Source organism: Priestia sp. 3CA3, assembly GCF_056836725.1.
Genome location: NZ_JBXENJ010000004.1, coordinates 222957 through 245170 on the forward strand (window position 1 = coordinate 222957; position 22214 = coordinate 245170).

Genomic DNA, 22214 nt, shown 5'->3' on the forward strand with positions numbered 1-22214 from the left:
CGGAAAGGAGCGCACATGAAAATAAAGATTTTAATTGCAGATGATCACCACGTTGTCCGAAAAGGACTTGTCTTTTTCTTACAAACGCAGCCTGATTTAGAAGTTGTAGGAGAAGCTTCTAACGGGGAAGAAGCTATAAAGTTAGCGACATCTCTAGAGCCTCATATTGTGTTAATGGATTTATCGATGCCGGTTCTCGATGGAATCGAAGCAACAAAAGAACTAAAAAAACAAGCACCGCATATACAAGTCATGATTCTAACAAGCTTTTCAGATCAAGATCACGTGATACCGGCATTAGAAGCAGGAGCTTCAGGCTATCAGCTAAAAGAAAGCGATCCAGATGAACTTGTAGCGGCTATTCGAAAGCTAATGAACGGAGAAAATCAGCTTCATCCCAAAGTCACTACGCACTTGCTAACACGGTTAACCAAAAGCAGCGAAAAGAAAGTCAATTTTATTGATCACTTAACAAAACGAGAAAAAGACGTATTAAAAGAAATTGCAAAAGGCAAAAGCAACAAAGAAATTGGTGCTGCCTTACATATTACAGAAAAAACAGTAAAAACACATGTGTCTAATATTTTATCGAAGCTTGGGGTTCAAGACCGCACGCAAGCTGCTCTATATGCTGTTCAGCATGGAATTTCCTAACCTACGACTTTAGTTGTAGGTTTTTCTCTGTTCACCTCAGTCTATATTGGTAGCTTTCTTTCTATCAATAGCATGACGAAAAAAAGTTCAATCATCCCTATACTATACATATAACCAAACGACAGAGGGGTAGATAAATATGAATATACTTATTATTAACGGAAGTCCTAGAGAAACAGGCCGAACAACACAAGTAACGAGAGAACTTCACAAAAGCTATCAAAGTTCTTTTCTAGATTTAAGTCAATTATCACTTCCTATATTCACCGGTGAACCTCATCAGTATGAAATAGAAGAAGTGAAAGTGCTGACTGAAGCAATAGAAAAAGCGGATGGTATCTTACTTGCGACGCCTGAGTACCACGGCGCTATGAGCGGAGCATTAAAAAACGCATTTGACTTTTTAAACAGTGCGTATTTTGCACATAAGCCCGTAGCACTTGTAGCCGTAGCAGGAGGAGGAAAAGGAGGTATCAATGCTTTAAACAACCTTAGAACCGTTACACGCGCTTTGTATGCGAATGTTCTATCTAAGCAGTTGGTATTAGACCCTGCAGACATCGTGGAAAAAGGAAATTTACGAAAAAACGCCGCTGACGGAATTCATGAATTAGTTAATGAGCTGACTCTGTATACACAAGTGTCTAAGCAAATTTTAGAAGCTAAGCAAAATGTTTGATGAAGGCGCTTTATAAGGACCGTCGCTTTCAAGCTGTAGTTGCTGCGAATGTTTTATCCTCTATTGGTTCCGGTATTACGATGCTTGCCATTCCTTTACTGTTAGTTGCATCTCCAGATGGAAATAAACTATTTGGCACGATTATGCTGATTATGACGGTGATTAGCTTTGTGGCTACTCCGTATATAGGTGTTCTTATTGATCGAATGTCACGAAAGAAAATGTTGTTAACCGTAGAATTGATAGGTTTTATCACGGTCATGCTATTTGTGATCGTTGGTTTTGTTACAAATTATTCAACGATTCACTACATCATTTTGTACGGAACCGGAAACCTTTACTACACGTTTTTTTATCCAACGATTTTTGCATTAAATCAAGAAGTTTTTTCAAAAGATGTGTTTCAATCATTAAACAGTATTATGGAAATACAAGGCCAGCTATCGAGTATGCTTGCAGGGGCTGCAGCGAGTCTAGTCATTACCCGTTGGTCGCTTCAATGGATTTTAACAGTAGATGCAGCTACGTATATAGCTGCATTCCTTTTTCTATTGAGTATTCCATATAAACGAAGTAGTGAACGAAGCGATAAAAAACACACTGCGATGAAAGAGGGATTAGCATTCATAAAAGAAAATCGCTCGGTATCTCTTTTTTTACTGCTTTCTTTTATGCCTTTCATTGCTGTGATGATGACGAACTATTTGTTTCCTATTTATCTGACTCAAGAATTAAACGCAAGTCCAGCAGCATACGGGATTGAAAGTGCTGTATATGGTTTCGGAGCATTAACCGCAGGGATATTGATCGTATCTATTATGAAAAGAACAGGCACTGAGCTAGCTATTATGCTGAATATAAGCCTTTTTGCACTTGGAATATCGATCATCTTCTTTATGAAGCTTCTGCCCGTTTACTTTTCTATTGTGTTTCTTCTTGCTTTTGCAAATGCAGGTACAAGAGTAGCTCGAAATACGTTTATGATGCAAAAAATACCGAATATTATCGTGGGAAGAGTCGACAGCTGTTTTCGCTTTATCACGTTAGGGATTCGTATTTTATTGATTTTCTTCTTTACGTACGTTACGGCTAATGATCGTATAGGACTTGCTTTTTTAGGACTTAGCCTGCTTTTATTATCAACCGCCGGAGCAGGCTGGATACTTTACAAAAGAAAACAGCGAAAACGGTCTGCGCTGCTTAAGAGTGTTTTATAATGTCTGTTGCATGTTATAATAGAAGAATTGACAAATAATGTTCAACGTTTATGACGTTGGACATTATTTGTTCTGAATAGAAATTAAACAGCAACAGCATTGACTGTTATGCGATTGGAAGATTGTGAAGCGATGATAAATAAAACATTAAACAAAGAACAATTAAAAGATTCGTACTCAAGCAGAACGTACTATAGAGGACACACGTATTACAAGCAGGGGCGTGTGCTTGATTTGGAATACAATGAACAGACCACTACGTGGACAGCATCCGTTCGAGGAGCGGAAATGTATACAGTAATGGTTGAACAAAAAGGAAATTCTTTTTATTCATTCTGCGATTGTCCTGCTTATCACGAGTTTTCAGAATGCAAACACGAAGTAGCTGTTTTATTAACCATTTGCGATGAGCGCGCAAAGCCGCAGCCAATTAAAACAAAGCCTTTTCGCCAAAGCAAAGAATACGAAAATGTAAATCATTTTATCGACTTATTTTCGAGCTATCAGCAAACCATAAGCGACCATAAGAAATATGCAGATAAAGATCCGTTGAAAGTAGAATTTATTTGCAAGTCTTACTCAGAAGAATTTTTACGTTCAGAAGGAATGTACGTAGCGCTTGAAATGAAAGTAGGCGTCGACCGGACGTATGTAGTAAAAAACATTCAAGAATTCTTAACAGACGCTAAAGAATTCCAAACTCACGAATTTACCAAGCGCTTCGAATATGATCCTGCAGAACATTTTTTTATAGAAGAAGATAAGAAAATCATTGAGCTGCTGATGGATATTATGACGAATGAATCATTTTATAAAAATTCTTATTCCATGTATCGTTCGTCTGCAAATAACAGAGAACTAATCATTCCATCTATCGTAGCCAAAGAGTTATTTCAACTCCTTAAAGATCGGAACTTTACATTTATTCATGAAGGGCATTCATATAAAAATATTATCTTTGCTGAAAGTTCAGCTCCTTTTTCATTTCAAATAAATAAGCACTCGGCAGCTGGATTTGAGCTAGACTTTACGGAACTTCATCAAGCTTCATTTTTTGATCGATACGGTTGGCTATTTTTAAAAGGGACGTTTTATGAGCTATCTCAAGATCAGCGTATGCTTCTTGAAGGCCTTCGGAAAACGGCTCCTTTGAAGCCAGTCGTACCTATAGCAGAAGAGCAGATGGGCAATTTTTTATCTCACGTCGTTCCGGGACTGAAAAAAGTGGGGAAAGTGGATATCGCAAAAGAAGTATCCCATCAAATTATTGCACCTGAACTAAAAGCAAAAGTATTTATTGACCGTGAGGATGAACAGCTGTTTGTGACGCTTCGGTACAACTACGGAGAGATTTCGATTAATCCATTTTCACCCCAGTCTGAAAAATACGATAAAATCTTGATACGAGATTTAGAAAAAGAAGACCGCGTTATGGACTTAATTGAAACGGCTCCTTTAAATATTTATAAAAACCAGCTGTACTTAAATCAAGATGAATACTCTCTATATGAATTTTTGTTTCATATTGTTCCAAAGCTTGATGAAATAGCGGATGTGTATATTACGGATGAGATGAAAGATTATGCTTATACGGATTTTTCTGCGCCAGTAACAACGGTTGACATTCAAAATAGCAATGGGCTATTAGAAATTAATTTTGATTTAGGAGACATTGATCATCAGACCGTTCAAGATGTTTTAAAATCTGTCTTAGAAAAGAAAAGCTATCATCGTCTAGATAACGGTGCGTTTATCCCTCTTGAAAATGAGGGCTTTGAACATATTCAAAATCTGTTTCGGGAGCTGAACGTAACGGAAAAAGATTTAAAGGATAACTCATTGCAGGTACCTTTATACAGAGGAATGCAAGTGGAAGAGATTATGAGTGCGGGTGATAAATCAGCTGCTAAGTTTGGCTCAGCATTTAAAACATTACTTACACAGCTCAAATCTCCAGAGGAAATGGATTGGGAAGTACCGGAATCCTTACAGGCATCCCTGCGTGATTATCAGCGTAATGGATTTAAGTGGTTTAAATCTCTGTCTCACTACTCTTTAGGAGGCGTACTGGCTGATGATATGGGGCTTGGAAAAACGCTTCAAAGCATTGCCTATATCTTATCTGAAAAAGAGCTTGATGAAGACAGCAGTGCCTTTTTAATTGTTGTGCCGGCTTCCTTGATTTATAACTGGCGCAACGAATTGGAGAGATTTGCACCGAATTTAACGGTTCAAACCATTACAGGAACGCCGAGTGAGCGTGAGGAGAAGCTAAAACGCACAGCTGACGTATGGATCACATCTTATCCAACGCTGCGTCAAGATATTGATTTGTATCAGCATCTTCATTTTCATGCTTTAATTCTAGATGAGGCTCAAAGTATTAAAAATCATACAACGAAGACAGCAGTAGCTGTTAGGACTATTTCAGCTAAAAAACGTTTTGCGCTTAGCGGTACTCCTATTGAAAACTCACTTGATGAGCTTTGGTCAATTTTCCAGACCATTCTTCCTGGCTTATTTCCAGGGCTTCGCCAGTTTAAAAACATGTCATCGGAGCAAGTCGGCCGAATTGTAAGACCATTTTTACTGCGACGAGTAAAAAAGGATGTGTTAAAAGAACTGCCTGATAAAATTGAAACCACTCATTTATCTGAGCTAACTAAAGAACAAAAAGAGTTGTATGTAGGCTATTTAGAGCAGTTAAAATCATCTTTAGCCGGTGAAGATTTTAATAAAAACCGAATGAAGATCTTGGCGGGATTAACAAGACTTCGCCAGATTTGCTGTCATCCGTCTTTATTCGTTGAAAATTACGAAGGGTATTCAAGCAAATTAGAGCAGCTGCTTGAGATTACAAGAAATGCGGTTGCCAACGGAAAACGCTTGTTAATCTTTTCTCAATTTACAAGCATGCTTCATATTATTCGAGAAGAGCTTCAAAAAGAAAATCTCTCATACTTTTATTTAGACGGTCAAACGCCATCAAAAGAACGAGTGGAAATGGCGGATCGGTTTAATAATGGAGAACAAGACATTTTCTTAATTTCATTAAAAGCCGGAGGCACGGGTTTAAATTTAACGGGAGCCGATACGGTTATTTTATACGACTTATGGTGGAACCCCGCGATTGAAGAACAAGCGGCAGGCCGTGCACACCGCATTGGACAAAAAAATGTTGTGCAGGTCATCAAGCTTATTTCTCAAGGAACCATCGAAGAAAAAATTTACGCCTTGCAGCAAAAGAAAAAAGAACTCATCGAACAGGTTATTCAACCGGGAGAAACAATGCTTTCTAGTTTGACAGAAGAAGAGCTCCGAGAACTGCTTAGTATGTAGCAAAGGATGTGTGAGGAATGAAAAAATGGGCGTTTGTATCAGATTTTGATGGAACGATTTCAAAAAAAGATTTTTACTGGATTGTGATTGAAAAGTATTTTCCAGAAGGTGAAGAGCTTTTCCGCCGGTGGAAAGCAGGAGAAATGAAAGATATTGATTTTTTATCTACTGTTTTTCAATCCATTCACCAAGAAGAACCGAAAATTTTAGAAGAAGTAGCGAATATTCCAATTGATAAATACGTGCCCGCTTTTATTAAAGCTGTTCAGAAAAACGGCGGGGATTTTTATATTTTAAGCGCTGGAACAACGTACTATATTAAACCGCTGTTAGATAAATACGGTGTTGAAAAAGTGGAAGTTTATTCGAATGAAGGATATTTCCATCAAAACAACGTTCACTTGCGTCTAGATCCTGCTCACAGATGGCATTCAGAACGCTACGGCATTGATAAATCTGTTGTTATTCAAGAACTAAAAGAGGCATACGAAACGATTTATTTTGCTGGAGACAGCGAACCGGATTCACATCCCGCAAAACATGCAGATGTTACCTTTGCGAAAGATTCTTTGCAAGATTTACTGCGCGAACAAAACGTTTCATTTGTTCCGGTTGAGACATTTAAAGATATTGAGCAATATTTGATGCAACATAATGTAATAAAAAAGGCATAAAAACAGCGGTATTATTTGATTACTTCAAATAATACCGCTGTTCCTATTCCGCCTCCGCTTCCTAAAGCTGCTATGACATATCGCACGTCACGGCGCTTGCTCTCATAAAAAAGACGCGTAGCTAAAATAGCTCCTGATGCTCCGTAAGGGTGTCCTAAGGTCAATGCTCCTCCGCGAATATTCACTTTTTCTTCTGATATTCCCAGTTCTTGCATGCAAGCGACAACTTTAACAGCAAATGCTTCATTGATTTCAAATAAATCAATATCATCTACCGTAAGAGAATTTCGCTTCAAGATATTTTTAATCGCAGAAACTGGTGCAATAGCAGGGTAAAGAGGTGACACTCCTGAAATATCAGCGTCAATAAAACGCAAAACGGGCTGAAAGCCTAAAGCGCGTGCTTTTTGCTCTTCCATCACAAGCGCAATGCAGGCTCCGTCGTTAATTCCACAGCTGTTGGCTGCGGTGACGGTGCCTTCATTTTTTAAAAAGACGGGGCTGGCTTTTTGCAGCAGCTTTGTTAGGTTTCGTTTTTTCATAAATGCTTCATCGTGCATCACGTTTGGAAGAGGAAGCGTTTCTTCTTCAAACCATCTTTTTTCAAAAGCCTCCCAGCTTCTTTTATGACTTAAAAGAGCATATCTGTCCTGTTGATCTTTAGATATATTGTATCGCTGAGCTACGTTTTCTGCTGCAATTCCCATGTCAGGGTCACCAATTTTATCAGGAGAAAAACGTGCTCGTTTTTCAAATGGAGAAGTACTTGTACTTTCAACGCCTCCAGCTAAATAGCACGTTCCTGCACCTGCTTTTATCAAATAGCTGGCCATTCGAATCGCCTCTAAGCCAGCTCCGCACTGACGATCAATGGTCATTCCCGGGATAGAAAAAGGGAGGTCCGCTTCTAAAGCGGATAACCTGGCTACATTTCCTCCTGGACCTACAACATTTCCTAAAATAACGTCATCAATTTCATGTTCAATTCCAGCGCTAAGCTGTTTTAATAAAGGAGCTGCTAGCTCTTGAACATGAAAATCTTTCAGTAGACCGTTTTCTTTTCCAATGACCGTACGCTTCGCTTTTACAATTGCTGCTTGATAGATAAGTCATCACTTCCTTACATAGAAGCCGTGTTCGAACGGCCAGGTACCGCTACTGCTTTTCGAACTTTTGTAATTAAATAAGCCGCGACCGCTGCTTTTATACAGTCACCTGGAAGGTAAACAAAGCTTAGCTGAAGAGACTTCAGAAACGGAATGTGAAGCTGCATTGCCTGCACAGGAATACCACAGGCATAGACTAACACAATCCCAAATAACACATTGACAGCAAAAACTTTTGCAACCGTTACATTTTTTAACTTTGTTAACGTCCAGCCAATAAAGAAAGCGGCAAACACATAGCCAATGATATATCCAGCACTCGGACTCAAAAATACCCCAATTCCTCCGCGTCCTCCAGCAAGTAAAGGAACGCCAGCTGCTAGCAAACATAAAAAAAGAAATTGACTTAAAGCTCCTAATCTAGCGCCAAGAATTCCTCCCGACAGCATAACACCCATAGGCTGAAGAGTAATTGGAACAGGTGTAAAAGATAAAAAAATAGGAGGGACGAGTCCTAGAGCTCCCATTATAGCCGTGAATAAAGCAACGTACGTCATATCTTTTGTTTTCATCGTAAACCTCCGCTATGTAGGATAAAACATGACTATCGTATCTTATTAAACTTAAATTAGTCAACTTAATTTTTGTTGAAGTTTACATTTTTCTTTTCTCAAACCCGTATTTACGGTACACTAAAAGTAAAATAAAAAGGAGCTTACGGAGTAATGAATCGAATTGAAGAACTAGTTTTTAATCAGTGTCAACAAACGCCGGACAGACTCGCACTATCGGATTCTGTTAATAAACTAAGCTACGGTCAAATGTGGGATCATGTATGCAAAGCCGAAAATCAGCTGAAAGAAAAAGGGATGGAAAAAGGAGAGCTCGTTGCGTTAAGTATGCCAAACAATGCAGAAGCTGTTGTGTCATTTTTAGCGATTTTAAAAGCTGGTGGAATTGTGATGCTTTTACATAATGAGCTAACAGAGGCTGAAGTGGATACCTATTTTTCTATTCAGTCCCCGAATTGGCTATGGAAAACGTCTTCTTTAACTAACATAACAAAAGAAAAACCAATCCTGCCTATACGGCAAGTGAATGCACTGTCCGATCTATTTTTATTTGGATTTACCTCTGGGTCAACAGGGAGACCGAAAGGATTTGTAAAATCGCATCATTCTTGGTCTTCATCATTTCAAGAATGGTCGGACGTATTTTCTTTACAGAAACATGAAAAAGTACTTATCCCCTTACATATTTCGTATTCCGCCCAGCTTTATCCGGTTTTGCACGCGCTTTGCAGCGGGATGCACGCTATCATGCTAGAAGCGTTTACACCTTCTGCTGTTTTTAACAAGGAAGCTAGCTGTATGTCTATTACACCCGCGTTAATTTCTCCTTTGCTTCGGTACATACAAAGCAGACCGAAAGAAAAACGACTTTTGCCAAAAACCGTGATTTCAGTAGGAAATAAATTATCGCCTTCCGTTCGAAAGAAATTTTCACGAGCGTTTTCTAACTCCTCTCTTTATGAATATTACGGATCTTCTGAAATGGGATTTGTTACGGTACTTTCACCAGATACCGCTGAAACGCTGCCTCATACAGTAGGCTATCCTGTTGACAGTGTAGACGTTTTAATCCTGAACGAACGTGGAAAAGAAGTAGAAAAAGGAGACAAAGGAATACTGTTTGTGAAAACAACTCAAGCATTCGAAGGGTTTGTTAAGGACAGCGAAGAAACGAACCGCTCATTTTTTAACGGATATGTTACATCGCATGATATTGCGGTTCAGCTTCCAGACGGAAACATTACCATCGTAGGAAGAGACAAAAATGTAATCAAAAGCAGCGGAAGCTTAGTATATGCTGAAGAAATTGAAGAGCTGCTACTACAAATACCGGGCGTTAGCGAAGCAGCCGTTTTTAGCGTAGCAGATGCTGAACGTTCAGAAGTCGTAGGTGCAGCAATTGTCTTAGAGAACATTTCTCTTTCTGATGTAAGACAAGCGCTGACAAAACGAGTATCCTCTTATAAAATCCCGCGCGTATGGAGAGTTTTAACGTCCTTTCCGCGAATGAAAAATGGTAAAATTGACAAAGCAACGATATACAGCTACTTTACAGAGAAAGAAGGGAAGACATATGATTTCATTTGAACCCGTTACAGCTGACACGATGTATATTGTGTCAGAGATTATCAATTCAAACGAAGCTTATAACGTGTTAGAAAACGGCAAGAAAGAGCGGAGGGAAGAAGAGCTTTTTAAAGAATACGTGAACGAAAAAACAGACAGTTATTTTATAAAAGCCGACGATACATACGTAGGGGTTATTGATTACATGAAGCAAAATCCTAACGATGATCATCCGTGGATTGGAGCTTTTATTATTCATAGCGCCTATCACAATTTCAGTTTCGGAACGCAAGCGTATCTAGCATTCGAAGACAAGCTAAAAGAAGAAGGAATTTCTGTTCTACGCCTTGGTGTCCTGTCTCAAAATCCTAGAGCCAAGCTGTTTTGGGAGCGCCTTGGTTTTACACAGTATGCCACTAAGCCGCTGCATCATAATCAAGTTAACTGCTTGGAAAAAGAGTTGTAAAGAAATCCGTAGGTTTACCTACGGATTTTTTACTGTACTGGAATGCAGATGGAAGAGATCCGCATTTTCACGTGGTAGATGGGTTAAATCCTTATAAAAAAGGTAGATATGATTAAAGAAGCACCTATGACCCAGAAAATCGTTCAGGATACAAAAAGCGAGGGAAGAACAATAGATAACTATTTAAGAAAAGAAAAAATAGCTGAATTAAAAAGAAAAAACTACTTAAAAAGAGCTGAAGAGGATTTCAAAAAATGCATTCCAGATATTTCATCGTTTGAGGTAAATAACGAAAAAGTTTACCTGGACAAACTAGAGTTTATTTATTCGTCAAAGCTTAAACTTAAGGCATTCTTCAAACATGATGAACAAAGAATAAAAGTTGAATTAGAAGAATTTCAAAACAAAATAAAGGGTTATCTCAATCAAAAAGTTGTAATTTACAATGGTAGAAAACATGAACAATTACCTAATTTAATAATTAAATTAAAAGATTTTTACGAAAGCTTAGAAAGTGTATTAGATTATACAGAAGCTAATAATTCTGAAGCCTATTTCTGGTTCATACTTATAAATGTTGATGAGAAATTTGGCATTTTCATCAGTGAAGATGAGTATGGAATGGACTCAATTTTCTATTGGGGAATTGAATAAAGAAGATTAAATTACAATGTTTAATAAAAACTGTACCTTCGATTATTTTAAATCTAGGTGCAGTTTTTTTGCACTTATTGGTTTCCACATGATTAAGGGTGTTTTGTTCTGACGCACTATCAAGATTCGATTTGAATCCATCACTTTTTTCTAACAAGAACATTCGCAAAGTTTTATGTGTTTTAGAGAACGTTCGTATAATATTTCAAAACTTAAACGAACGGTGAAAATGATAGATTTTCTATATAAATCCATAATTATAAATCCATAATTTGTAAATTATACTTTATTGAACGCTTCCTTGAGAACCAAGGCGGTGCTTTTTTAAGTTGTTCTGGAAAAATTCATTGTGCAAAGTGAATTTTTTATAAACTAAAGGATTTAAAGCTTACAAGCAAGAATTTTCCTTATAAGTAATCTTAAATTAGATAATAAGGAGAAATATATGAAACTTTATGGTGATTTTCAAAAAGAAGATTGGTTGAAAGTACTTGGTATACCAAAGGAAAACGTACCTGGCTCATTTATTATTCATGGAGAATGGGGATTTGAAGATAACTTAAACTTATGGAGAGAAATCTTATGTGAAGAGCTTTTTGTACCTAAATGGAACACGTTAGTTGGAAAATATAACAACCTAAATGTAGGATATGCAAATGTGTATGGAAGTCCTATGGCATCTAATATTGCACATCAGTTTGCCTGTAGTGGTACTGAAATATTTATACAAACTGGCTACTTTGGTAGACTATCTTCAGAGGTTAGATATGGGGACATCCTAATTGTTACAGCTGCAGAAATGAAGGATGGTGTCTCTCATTGGTACTTGCCGGAACAGATGGTTGTAGAGTCTAATAAAGACTTAGTGGAAGCTGCTTGTGAATATTGTAAGAGGAAAGGCTATAGATACGTTACAGGCACCGTTGTTAGCATGAGTGCTATGCTTCTTGAAACGCATGAGATGGTAAAAGAGTGGGCTTTAAAAGGTTATGATGCGGTAGATATGGAAACAGCTACTACCTTAGCAATTGCCCATAAATTCAATAAAAGGGCTATTGGTTTATTGAATTTATCGGATCATATTATAAATGGAGATACGTTATACTCATACACCAAGGATAGAGAATTGATAGAAGCTGAAACGGACAAGGCTATTCGGGATGTTGCTTTATATTTAAGTGAAAAATTTAAGGGGAGACACTCTAAATAAGTTTTCTAAAAGATATATTTTTTCATTTTTACATATGAATAAAATGTGCGCTTTTTATGCATTGAATATGTTGGTCCTCCTAATGAAAAGCCTAACAAATCAACGATGTATATAAAGGTGCATATTCTATAAAAGCGACTCTGTTAGAACCCTTACTCCCATAAGGGTTCCTTTTTGTGATGTGTTCCGGAAAGAGTGTTTATGTTAACTAATTTTGTATAGGATATTCATAAATCTAGTTCTTCTCAAGGGACTTATTCTTTCCTAATTTCTTAAGTTAATCAGTGATAGTATCCTTTTATGTACTAGTAAGAAATACTAATATATACTTAAATGGTTTGAGATTTCATCTGAATAATTAATGTAGGATTGATATAGACATGGAAAGCTTCCCAATAATCCGTATGAGAAGATTGGAACAGAGCTCAAGTTCTTAATGCAATTAACGAAGCTTATGAAAATAAACGCCTTATTAACCGTCAGTCAGGTCTAAATACAGGAAGGACTTCTGAGGGTTTAACAATTAGGATGTATATAAATTCAGAAGGAAAGATAAATACTGCTTTTCCAATAAGAAAAAGAGGAGGGAACCAGTAATGAAATATAATGTTCAAATCTATGAAGATAACCAAGGAATGCTTATGATAAATGTACCTGATGAAATTCTTTTAGTTATAGATTTATTATTAAGTGATGTACAAGAAGATGGATCGAAATTATGGCTAGATTTAATTGATAAAGTACTTTCAAAGCAATCTTCTTATGAAGAATTAACTGGAAATGCCTGTACTATAGAAATTAAATATGATGTAACAAAAATTGTGAATGAATATGCTGAAGAAGATCAAAAGACGTATTGTCTAATTGAAACAGCTGAGCTAAAACAAATTCTGCTTATGTGGGATGATACTGTTAGAAATAAGTACGCATAATAGAAATTAATTAACTTAAAAAGCTCCTTTTTGGGTACCATTGTGCTAGGTCTCAGAATAGAAAAAAGAATATCTTTGTGAACGAAAATTAAACTTAATTAACGAACGTTTTTCAATGTCAGTTTAGGTTTAAAAATAATATAAAATCGCCTTTGATCTAGATTAAGAATTGTTTTTTTATTCAAAAAACTACGTTGACAAAATGAGTAGATAGATATAATATTGCATGTAATCAAATAATAATAAGCAAAGATTGGAAATAGTAGAAGGATATATAAACTTGTCAGAGAGCCGATGGTTGGTGAGAATCGGTAGTTATTACCTTTGAACTCATCCAAGAGCTACTCCCTGAATATTATAAGTAGGGGATGTCGGTTTTCTACCGTTATGAAGATAGGTGGTGATAGCTGCCGAAAATGAGTGGGTTAATTATGTAATGATTGATCAATTAGAGTGGTACCGCGAGCAACGCCTCGTCTCTATGTTTTTATAGAGACGGGGCTTTTTTTTATACATTAATATGACAAAGGAGTGTTTCTGAAATGACGAGAAAAATTTGGATGTTTGATACGACTTTAAGAGATGGCGAGCAAGTTCCGGGGGCTAAGCTGAACCTGTATGAAAAACTAGAAGTAGCACAGCAACTAAAGAAGCTGAAAGTCGATATTATCGAAGCTGGTTTTCCTTCATCTTCAGCTGGTGATTTTAATGCTGTGAAAGAAATTGCTCTGAAAATAGGAAATACAGACGAAACGATCATTACAGCGTTAGCAAGAGCAGTAAAGGCTGATATTGATGCTGTTTATAATAGTGTGAAATATGCTGAAAAACCGTTAATCCATATAGTTTTAGGCGCTTCAGACATTCACGTGGAGAAGAAGTTTGGAAAATCGAAAAGTCAAATTTTAGATCTTGGTGTTGATGCAGTAAAATATGCAAAAACACTTCTACCAGACGTACAATATTCAACGGAGGATGCGTCTCGCTCCGATTTTGAATATTTATGGGCAACGATTGAAGCTGTTGTAAAGGCAGGAGCTACCATTATTAATGTGCCCGATACAGTTGGCTATGCCGAGCCAGAAGAGTTTGGTGAACTAATCTTTAAAATAAATAATCGCTTGAAAAATTTGAATGATAAAGTGCTTTTAAGTGTCCATTGTCATAATGATCTTGGTATGGCAACTGCGAATACGTTAGCTGCAATTAAGAATGGAGCAGATAAAGTCGAGTGTACGATAAATGGCATTGGTGAGCGTGCAGGCAATGCTGCACTAGAAGAGGTCGTCATGGCAATTAATACGCGCTCATCAGTTTATAATGCGTACACAAATATTAATACAAAAGAAATCATGAATACATCTAGATTGGTAAGTAGTTTAATGGGATTAGATGTACAAGTAAACAAAGCTATTACAGGTGATAATGCTTTTGCTCATTCTTCAGGTATACATCAAGACGGCTTATTAAAAGCAAGAGATGCTTACGAAATCATTAGCCCAATTGAAGTCGGTTTAGACGATATGGAACTTGTTTTAACCGCCCGTTCTGGACGTCATGCGGTGAAAAATGCCCTTGAATCATTAGGCTTTAATGGGATGACTAACATGCAATTTGAAGGGATATTTGAAGCTTTCCTTGCATTGGCAGATGCAAAAAAAGAAGTATATAATCATGACTTATATGTCATCGTTGAGAATTATTATGCGAAAAATGATATTCATAATCAGGATATAATGCACTATAGTCATCATTTTTATGAACTAATCGATTTGCAAGTGATTAGTAATACAAATTTCCCGTCTGCAAGTGTGAAGATTAAAAAGGGTGATCAAATATTGAAAAGTAGTGCAGTCGGTTCTGGCCCGATTGATGCCTTGTATTCAGCTATTACAGAAATTAGTGATTTAGATATTAAATTGATCGAATATAATATTAGCAGTGTATCAAGAGGTAAGGAAGCATTAGGAAAAGTAAAGATTCAAGTAGAATACAAAGGCGAAAAGTATATTGCCAAGGCAACAGATACGGATGTTATGAAAGCAAGTGCATTTGCGTATATCAATGCTGTAAACAGTATTGTAGTTGATACTTTACTTCCGATTGAATAAATAAAAAGCAATATTAAACGAAATGTACTTAGTTTGTTAAGGTATGGACTTGTCAATATTTGCTGGATACTAAGTTAGGCTACTATTACGAATGAAAAGAAACATGAATACAAAGAAAACCTTAGGTGTCTATAGACACCTAAGGTTTTCTTTGTATTCCGGGAACCTGAATTACTTTAACTAAAATTGAATATGACATATCGGCTATAAAGGTAAATTACTTTTTGCTCGTCCAAAAAGGTCTAATTTATTAACTAAATAGACCTTATATCAATCATGTAACTATTTTTAAAAGAGGGCAGGGCGGATGCGCGAGTACGACAGTTGTAGCATAGCAGGAATAAAACACCTTTACGTCATTACTTGGTAATCACGTAAAGGTGTTTTTAATTATTTTATCAAAACCGATGTATTCGCCGGAATCACAAGCTGATTCTTGACTTTCTTAGCACCTTTTTCACTAGCAAAAATCAATTTACCTTTCGCTGCTACAGATACTTTTACAGGTTGATTTGAAATATTATGATACACACTAATGGAGTTGCCTTTATACGTACGGCTATAAGCAACAACTTCTTTACTGTCTACTGAAATAGATTGAAGCGTTCCTTTTACTAACTCTTCGTGCTGCTGACGTACGCGAATCATTTCACGGTAATGATTTAACAAAGAGTCCTTTTGTTTGGTTTGTGCTTCTACAGACACGCCGTTGCCGCCTTTATTGTATACAGGTGTTTCCCAACTAGTTTGTCCAAGTCCGTTTCCTTCGTACCAGCGGAACGGTTCACGGATTAATTCATCAGGCTTTTCACCGGTCATGCCGATTTCTTCACCGTAATAAATATACGGGTTGCCAGGAAGCGTAAGTAAGATAGAGGCAGCTGACTTTGCTTTATTGACATCTCCGCTTAACTCACTCATGACGCGATTTTGGTCATGATTGGTTAAGAAAATGCCGTCAATTTTATTTGGATTGTATGATTTGAACAGTTCATCTGTTGCCGCTGCTGCAGTAGCGATTCCTTGATCATTTCCTGCTTTTACAGAGCTGACAATTTTTCCTGCTAAATCAAAGTTAAATAGGGAATCAAGCGACTGATAATAAGGAGCTACTACTTCCGGCTGATCCCATACTTCACCCGTTAGATATACGTTAGGGTTTTCTTTTTTCATTGCATCTCTAAACTCATTCCACCACAGGAGATTTTTCTTAGCGCCTTCAGGTGTTTGACCTTTAAAGATATGGAGGGCAGCATCTAAGCGGAACCCGTCAACGCCTTGCTTTAGCCAAAACTTTCCGACGTTAATCATTTCTTTTCTTACTTCAGGGTTATCGTAATTTAAGTCAGGCATTCCTTCCCAGAACGTTCCGTAAAAATACTCTCCGTTTGGAGCTTTGTGCCATACTTGCTGCCCCCAAGATCCTTTTTCATTCAAGTCGGTATCTTTATCAGCCCAAATATAGTAATCTCTGTACTTGCTGTTTTTATCTTTTAACGCAGCTTGAAACCAAGGGTGTTCACTGCTCGTATGATTCACAACGAGGTCCATAATAACTTTTACATCTCGTTTATCTGCTTCTTTCATTAGTTTGCGAAAATCTTGCAGATTTCCATACTGAGGATCAATGTTATAATAGTCCGTTACATCATATTTATGATAGCTAGGAGAAGGGTTGACCGGCATCATCCAAATCCCGTTTACTTGAAGATCATTCTTTGTATGAGAATTGCCATCATTTAAATAGTCCAGCTTTTGTGTAAGACCTTTTAAATCACCATGTCCATCTTTATTTGCATCGTAAAAAGAGTTTACATACACCTCATAAAATACACCGTTTTTATCTGCAGCTGGAGATTTACCTTTATGTACGGTTTCCGCGTGAACGCCTGTTGATAAGCTAGCAGCCAGCGGCAGTGTTAGAGCTAAAGCTGTCCATTTTTTCCCTTTCATCGTTTCATCCCCTTTTTTTGCAATCGTTTGCATAAATTGACTACAATTGAAATATAGCACCTATTTGAAAACGATTACAACGAAAATTTTATTTTGATTATTTTGAACTAGTAATTATTCTGACAACCTAGTTATTTACTGTGTCCAATGGCATTAAGAAGCTGCATTATATTAAGGCTATAGATAGAAAATACAAATAAAATAAGGGAGTATTATCCAAATAAAAATAATGACTATGTCAAATATTCTGATAATGTTGTTGTTCAATTCATCATCTCGTGCTAAAATCCAAATATAACTGAAAAACGGTACTGAAGTTCCGAAAAACGGAACTTGAAGTATTGATGCAGATAATTCAGCTTGGATTTTATTTACTATCTGCAAATGATTACGCTTACAATGAAGTTTTTAAGGGGGAAGAACGAATTGAATAAAGTAGATTTAAACTGTGATTTAGGGGAAAGCTTTGGTGCTTATCGCATTGGCAATGATGAAGCCATTTTAGAACACGTGACGTCTGTGAACGTAGCCTGTGGATTTCATGCAGGGGATCCAAGCGTCATGAGAAAAACGGTAAAATTGGCCGCTGAAAAAAAAGTGCAAATTGGTGCTCATCCTGGTCTACAGGACCTTATCGGTTTTGGACGCAGAAACATCAATATTTCACCTCAGGAAGCCTACGATATCGTAGTCTATCAAATTGGTGCATTAAACGGTTTTTTGCAAGCAGAAGGGTTATCAATGCAGCATGTAAAACCTCACGGTGCACTATATAACATGGCTGCTAAAAATAAAGCGTTGTCTGAAGCAATAGCAAAAGCTGTTTACAACGTAAATCCTGAGCTGATTTTGTTTGGATTATCTGGAAGTGAGCTGATTCAAGCCGGTAACAGAATTGGTTTGAAAACGGCCAACGAAGTATTTGCAGACCGTACCTATCAGTTAGACGGTTCTCTTACGCCTCGTACAGAACCAAATGCTTTAATTGAAAATGACAACGAAGCTGTTTCTCAAGTTATTACAATGGTGAAAGAAGGGAAAGTCAAATCTCAGCAAGGCAAGGATGTAGAATTGCAGGCAGACACGATTTGTATTCACGGAGACGGGGCTCACGCACTTGAATTTGCTCGTCATGTCAACCGTTCTTTACAAGCATCAGAAGTGGTAGTTAAGGCTATTTCACAATAAAAACTACATACAATCAGGAGGAAGATGATATTGGAGCCAATAAAAAAATCAACACCTCAGCAAAAGCTTTCGGCTGCACCTAAAGTAAACTGGACGTTAATGCTTGGAGCCGCTTTTTTAATGGCCACATCGGCTATTGGACCAGGCTTTTTAACTCAAACTACCGTATTTACACAAAATTTAGCCGCAAGCTTTGGATTCGTTATTTTAATTTCAATTATTCTTGATATCTTTGCTCAAACCAACGTATGGAGGATTATTGCCGTTTCTGAAAAACGCGGACAAGAAATCGCCAATATGGTATTTCCCGGACTAGGATACGTGCTCGCTATTTTAATTGTAATTGGAGGACTTGCATTTAATATTGGAAATATTGCCGGTGCCGGTCTTGGATTAAATGCGATTACCGGTATTTCTCCAACAGCCGGAGCTGCAATTAGTGCAGTTATTGCCGTGCTAATCTTCGTTGTAAAAGAAGCTGGAAAAGCAATGGATCGCTTCACGCAAATTGCAGGTTTTGTCATGATTGGGCTAATGCTATATGTAGCAGCTACTACTTCACCTCCCGTTGGAGAAGCTGTAGTGAAATCTTTTAAACCTGATCAAATCGACATCATTGCGATCGTTACGCTTGTTGGAGGTACTGTTGGTGGTTATATTACCTTTGCAGGCGGACATCGTCTTTTAGATGCCGGGGTAAAAGGCATCGATTCTTTACCTCAAGTCACTAAAAGTTCTGTAACAGGAATTCTTATCACTTCCGTTATGCGAATCGCTTTGTTTTTAGCTGTACTTGGCGTTGTATCTAAAGGGTTACAAATTGACCCGGCCAATCCTCCAGCATCCGTGTTTCAGCTCGCAGCAGGAAACGTCGGTTATAAAATCTTTGGTATTGTCATGTGGTCTGCTGCTATTACGTCTGTAGTGGGAGCTGCTTATACATCAGTTTCGTTTATTCAAACGTTTAGTGAAAAACTTAATAAAAACTCAAACTGGATTATTATTGGATTTATTATTATTTCAACTCTGTCGTTTGTCTTAATTGGAAAACCTGTAAAAGTTCTTCTGTTAGTTGGAGCAATTAATGGATTAATTCTTCCGATTGCCCTTGGAACATTACTAGTTGCTGCATATAAAAAAAGCATCGTTGGTGAGTATAAGCATCCTTTATGGCTTACCATTTCTGGTGTACTTGTCGTTATTGTAATGGCTTTAATGGGCGGTTATACGTTAATGGATCAGCTTCCTCAATTATTTAAATAAAACAATGTGCCCGCACGCAAGTTGTGTGCGGGTAATGATGGGAGATAGAAACATGTCAAACCTTTCACATCTAACTCCAGCTGAACTTCGTCAGCAAATCCGTAACAACCAGCTTATTCACCCAACGGCAGGCATGGCAAACGGCTATGCTCAAGCTAATTTAGCTATTTTACCAAAGAAACAAGCCTTTGACTTTCTATTGTTCTGTCAGCGTAATCCTAAATCTTGTCCTCTTTTAGATGTAACGGACTTTGGATCTCCTGTTCCAAAGTTTGCGGCTCCGTCCGGAGATATTCGTACAGACATTCCGAAGTATCGAATCTATGAAAATGGGGAACTGGTAAAAGAAGTAACCGATATCAAAGACTATTGGACAGAAGATATGGTAGCTTTTCTCATCGGCTGCAGTTTTACATTTGAACACGCACTTTTAAACAACGGCATACCTGTTCGTCACATTGAAGAAAACTGTAATGTTCCTATGTATAAAACAAATATTTCATGCGCTGAAGCGGGAATATTCCACGGCTCGACGGTCGTTAGTATGCGCCCAATTCCTCAGCAAGACGTAGTGCGGGCAGCGCAAGTAACTTCACGTTTTCCAGCTGTGCACGGAGGACCTGTTCACATTGGAAACCCCGCTGCAATAGGTATTGAAGACCTTCACTCTCCGGATTTTGGCGATGCTGTTTCCGTCAAAGAAGGCGAAGTTCCCGTGTTCTGGGCTTGTGGCGTAACTCCTCAAGCTGTAGCAATGGAAACAAAACCTTCTATTATGATTACACATGCTCCTGGACATATGTTTATTACAGATATTCGAGATGAAAAACTAGGTGTTTTATAAAAGAAAGAGGTGTAGATATGAATCAAACCATAACAAAAGCGCCAGCTGTTATTTCTCCGCTTGGCGACTCAGCGCTTGTTATAACGTTTGGAGATAGTATTCAGTACGATATTCATAAACAAATCAAAACGTGTAAAGATTCAATAGAATTAAATCCTTTCCCTGGGTTTATTGAATGCGTGCCGGCATTTACGAACCTTACGATCTTTTATAACCCTCTTGAAGTGGTAGCAGCCGTGAAAAAGAAGGAGAAAAAAGAATTTGTGTCTCCTTTTGAAGTAGTGTCTTCTATCCTTCAAAGTAAATTAGAGAACGAACAGACAGAAAAAGAGTTAGACCATCGTACGGTTTCCATTCCAGTTTGCTACGGAGGAGAGTATGGACCTGATCTTGAATATGTCGCTCGTCACCATAACTTAACACCTGAAGAGGTAATAAGTATTCATTCTGAAGGCGAATACTTAGCGTACATGATTGGATTTGCTCCTGGATTTCCGTTTCTCGGAGGACTATCTGAAAAAATTGCTACGCCTCGCCGCTCGTCTCCTCGCACCTCTATTCCTGCAGGTTCGGTTGGTATTGCAGGAATGCAAACAGGAGTGTATCCTATTTCCACTCCCGGAGGATGGCAGCTAATTGGTCAAACGCCGATTAAACTGTTTTTGCCGGAGCAAAATCCTCCAAGTTTGCTGCAGGCTGGAGATATTGTAAAATTTGAGCCTATCTCTAAAGAAGAGTATCAAGAACTACAGGCAAAGGAGGGGGAAAAATGAGTATAAGAGTTAGTAAAGCCGGGTTATTAACAAGCATTCAAGATTTGGGAAGAAAAGGATTTCAGCAGCACGGTGTAATTGTAAGCGGTGCAATGGATTCTTATTCTCTTCGAATTGCTAATTTACTAGTTGGTAACGATGAAAAAGAAGCGGGACTTGAAGTTACGCTAATGGGGCCTACCCTTGAAATAGAAAGTGATTGTTTAGTAGCGATCACAGGTGGAGATTTAACTCCTTCGGTCAACGGAAAGCCAGTCCCGATGTGGAAACCTTTATTTATTCCAAAAGGAGGCACTTTATCATTTGGGCCTTGTAGAACTGGTTGTCGTTCCTATCTATCTGTAGCTGGAGGATTTTCTATTAATGAAGTGTTAAATAGTAAAAGCACGTATTTGAGGGGGGAAATTGGTGGCTATAAAGGAAGAGCATTACAAACAGACGACGTTTTACCTCTATCTGTTCCTGCTGCTTCAAAGCCTGCTTTTCTTTCCAATGAACTGATAAACGGAGTATATACTTCTTCATGGTCCGTAAATTATAAAGAATTTGTCCATTTTACAAAGAAACCAAGTGTCCGTGTTATGAATGGGGGTCAATTTGATTTATTTACAGCTGAAAGCCAAAGTCATTTTACTCAAGAACCCTTTAAAGTATCAAATCAATCAGATCGAATGGGCTATCGAATGGATGGACCTTCTCTTCAGCTTCAAGAAAAAAAAGAGCTATTGTCTGAAGCCGTCTCACAAGGTTCTGTTCAAGTCCCGCCAGATGGAAATCCCATTATCCTGTTAGCAGACCGTCAAACTACAGGAGGATATCCTAAAATCGCTCAAGTCATCACAGCGGATTTACCGCTTTTAGCTCAAGTAAAGCCCGGAGAATCCATCTATTTTTCTCACATTTCGCTTCATGAAGCAGAAAAAATCTATTTAGAAAAAGAACAGATGCTTCAAGAATTGAAGATTGCTATTAACCTTGCGTCAACTAAATAACACAAAACGGGAGTGACAAGA

General features: G+C 37.8%; 19 protein-coding genes, 1 pseudogene and 1 other annotated feature. Of the genes and pseudogenes, 17 read left to right on the plus strand and 3 right to left on the minus strand.

Annotated features, from left to right (window positions below):
* Window positions 1–15 precede the first annotated feature (15 nt).
* The 5 genes from AC1VNJ_RS13010 (at window position 16) to AC1VNJ_RS13030 (ending at window position 6563) form a co-directional block, all read left to right on the plus strand.
* Window positions 16–654, plus strand: coding sequence for a response regulator (locus AC1VNJ_RS13010; RefSeq protein ID WP_033579092.1), 639 nt, complete (start codon window positions 16–18; stop codon window positions 652–654).
* Between the two features lie 139 nt (window positions 655–793).
* Window positions 794–1333, plus strand: a complete 540-nt coding sequence (locus AC1VNJ_RS13015) for an NADPH-dependent FMN reductase (RefSeq protein WP_482640875.1) — start codon at window positions 794–796, stop codon at window positions 1331–1333.
* The gene (locus AC1VNJ_RS13020; RefSeq protein ID WP_482640876.1) at window positions 1333–2550 is read left to right on the plus strand and encodes an MFS transporter; all 1218 of its coding nucleotides are present in this window, start codon (window positions 1333–1335) and stop codon (window positions 2548–2550) included. Before AC1VNJ_RS13015 ends, AC1VNJ_RS13020 begins: the two co-directional genes overlap by 1 nt.
* A 132-nt stretch (window positions 2551–2682) precedes the next feature.
* Window positions 2683–5889, plus strand: coding sequence for a DEAD/DEAH box helicase (locus tag AC1VNJ_RS13025; protein ID WP_328173452.1), 3207 nt, complete (start codon window positions 2683–2685; stop codon window positions 5887–5889).
* Between the two features lie 17 nt (window positions 5890–5906).
* Window positions 5907–6563, plus strand: a complete 657-nt coding sequence (locus AC1VNJ_RS13030) for an MtnX-like HAD-IB family phosphatase (protein WP_028413203.1) — start codon at window positions 5907–5909, stop codon at window positions 6561–6563.
* Between the two features lie 11 nt (window positions 6564–6574).
* Here the strand turns inward: AC1VNJ_RS13030 and AC1VNJ_RS13035 are convergent, their stop codons facing one another.
* On the minus strand, window positions 6575–7669 hold the full coding sequence (locus AC1VNJ_RS13035) for an acetyl-CoA C-acyltransferase (RefSeq protein WP_028413204.1): 1095 nt from the start codon (window positions 7667–7669) through the stop codon (window positions 6575–6577).
* Window positions 7670–7683: 14 nt separating this feature from the next.
* A complete protein-coding gene (locus AC1VNJ_RS13040) occupies window positions 7684–8241 on the minus strand; it encodes a biotin transporter BioY (RefSeq protein ID WP_048019272.1) in 558 nt (185 codons plus the stop codon).
* A 153-nt stretch (window positions 8242–8394) separates the two neighbouring features.
* On the opposite strand from AC1VNJ_RS13040, the gene AC1VNJ_RS13045 reads away from it, so the two are divergent.
* The 7 genes and pseudogenes from AC1VNJ_RS13045 (at window position 8395) to AC1VNJ_RS13075 (ending at window position 15180) form a co-directional block, all read left to right on the plus strand.
* Window positions 8395–9828 (plus strand): class I adenylate-forming enzyme family protein, encoded by a 1434-nt coding sequence (locus AC1VNJ_RS13045; RefSeq protein ID WP_328170868.1) that lies wholly within the window; start codon window positions 8395–8397, stop codon window positions 9826–9828.
* Entirely contained in the window at window positions 9815–10273 is a 459-nt protein-coding gene (locus tag AC1VNJ_RS13050; RefSeq protein ID WP_033579085.1) for a GNAT family N-acetyltransferase, read from the plus strand. The genes AC1VNJ_RS13045 and AC1VNJ_RS13050 overlap by 14 nt, the downstream gene beginning before the upstream one ends.
* Window positions 10274–10381: 108 nt before the next feature.
* Window positions 10382–10927 (plus strand): YxiF family protein, encoded by a 546-nt coding sequence (locus AC1VNJ_RS13055; RefSeq protein WP_482640877.1) that lies wholly within the window; start codon window positions 10382–10384, stop codon window positions 10925–10927.
* Between the two features lie 445 nt (window positions 10928–11372).
* The gene (locus AC1VNJ_RS13060) at window positions 11373–12137 is read left to right on the plus strand and encodes a phosphorylase family protein (protein WP_482640878.1); all 765 of its coding nucleotides are present in this window, start codon (window positions 11373–11375) and stop codon (window positions 12135–12137) included.
* 420 nt (window positions 12138–12557) lie between these two features.
* A pseudogene (locus AC1VNJ_RS13065) lies at window positions 12558–12734 on the plus strand (EndoU domain-containing protein); the annotation flags it as partial.
* Window positions 12734–13069, plus strand: coding sequence for a hypothetical protein (locus tag AC1VNJ_RS13070; protein ID WP_430052882.1), 336 nt, complete (start codon window positions 12734–12736; stop codon window positions 13067–13069). The pseudogene AC1VNJ_RS13065 and the gene AC1VNJ_RS13070, both read left to right, overlap by 1 nt.
* A 240-nt stretch (window positions 13070–13309) precedes the next feature.
* Window positions 13310–13553 (plus strand) — a binding site (T-box leader).
* A gap of 58 nt (window positions 13554–13611) precedes the next feature.
* Entirely contained in the window at window positions 13612–15180 is a 1569-nt protein-coding gene (locus AC1VNJ_RS13075; RefSeq protein ID WP_482640879.1) for a 2-isopropylmalate synthase, read from the plus strand.
* 390 nt (window positions 15181–15570) lie between these two features.
* On the opposite strand, the gene AC1VNJ_RS13080 is transcribed toward AC1VNJ_RS13075, so the two are convergent.
* Entirely contained in the window at window positions 15571–17166 is a 1596-nt protein-coding gene (locus AC1VNJ_RS13080; protein ID WP_176344014.1) for an alpha-amylase family glycosyl hydrolase, read from the minus strand.
* Between the two features lie 393 nt (window positions 17167–17559).
* Here AC1VNJ_RS13080 and pxpA point away from each other — a divergent pair, with 393 nt between their 5' ends.
* Genes pxpA through AC1VNJ_RS13105 form a run of 5 tightly spaced genes read left to right on the plus strand, consistent with a single transcriptional unit; the run spans window position 17560 to window position 22193 of the window.
* The gene (pxpA, locus tag AC1VNJ_RS13085; protein WP_028413248.1) at window positions 17560–18321 is read left to right on the plus strand and encodes a 5-oxoprolinase subunit PxpA; all 762 of its coding nucleotides are present in this window, start codon (window positions 17560–17562) and stop codon (window positions 18319–18321) included.
* Between the two features lie 24 nt (window positions 18322–18345).
* Window positions 18346–19584: an NRAMP family divalent metal transporter gene (locus AC1VNJ_RS13090; RefSeq protein WP_033579076.1), complete on the plus strand. Its 1239-nt coding sequence runs from the start codon at window positions 18346–18348 to the stop codon at window positions 19582–19584.
* A gap of 52 nt (window positions 19585–19636) precedes the next feature.
* Window positions 19637–20428 carry a putative hydro-lyase gene (locus AC1VNJ_RS13095; RefSeq protein ID WP_482640880.1) on the plus strand — a complete coding sequence of 264 codons (792 nt, stop codon included), beginning with the start codon at window positions 19637–19639 and terminating at the stop codon, window positions 20426–20428.
* Window positions 20429–20445: 17 nt separating this feature from the next.
* Window positions 20446–21201: a 5-oxoprolinase subunit PxpB gene (gene pxpB, locus AC1VNJ_RS13100; RefSeq protein ID WP_033579074.1), complete on the plus strand. Its 756-nt coding sequence runs from the start codon at window positions 20446–20448 to the stop codon at window positions 21199–21201.
* Entirely contained in the window at window positions 21198–22193 is a 996-nt protein-coding gene (locus AC1VNJ_RS13105) for a 5-oxoprolinase subunit C family protein (protein ID WP_034266376.1), read from the plus strand. The genes pxpB and AC1VNJ_RS13105 overlap by 4 nt, the downstream gene beginning before the upstream one ends.
* Window positions 22194–22214 lie beyond the last annotated feature (21 nt).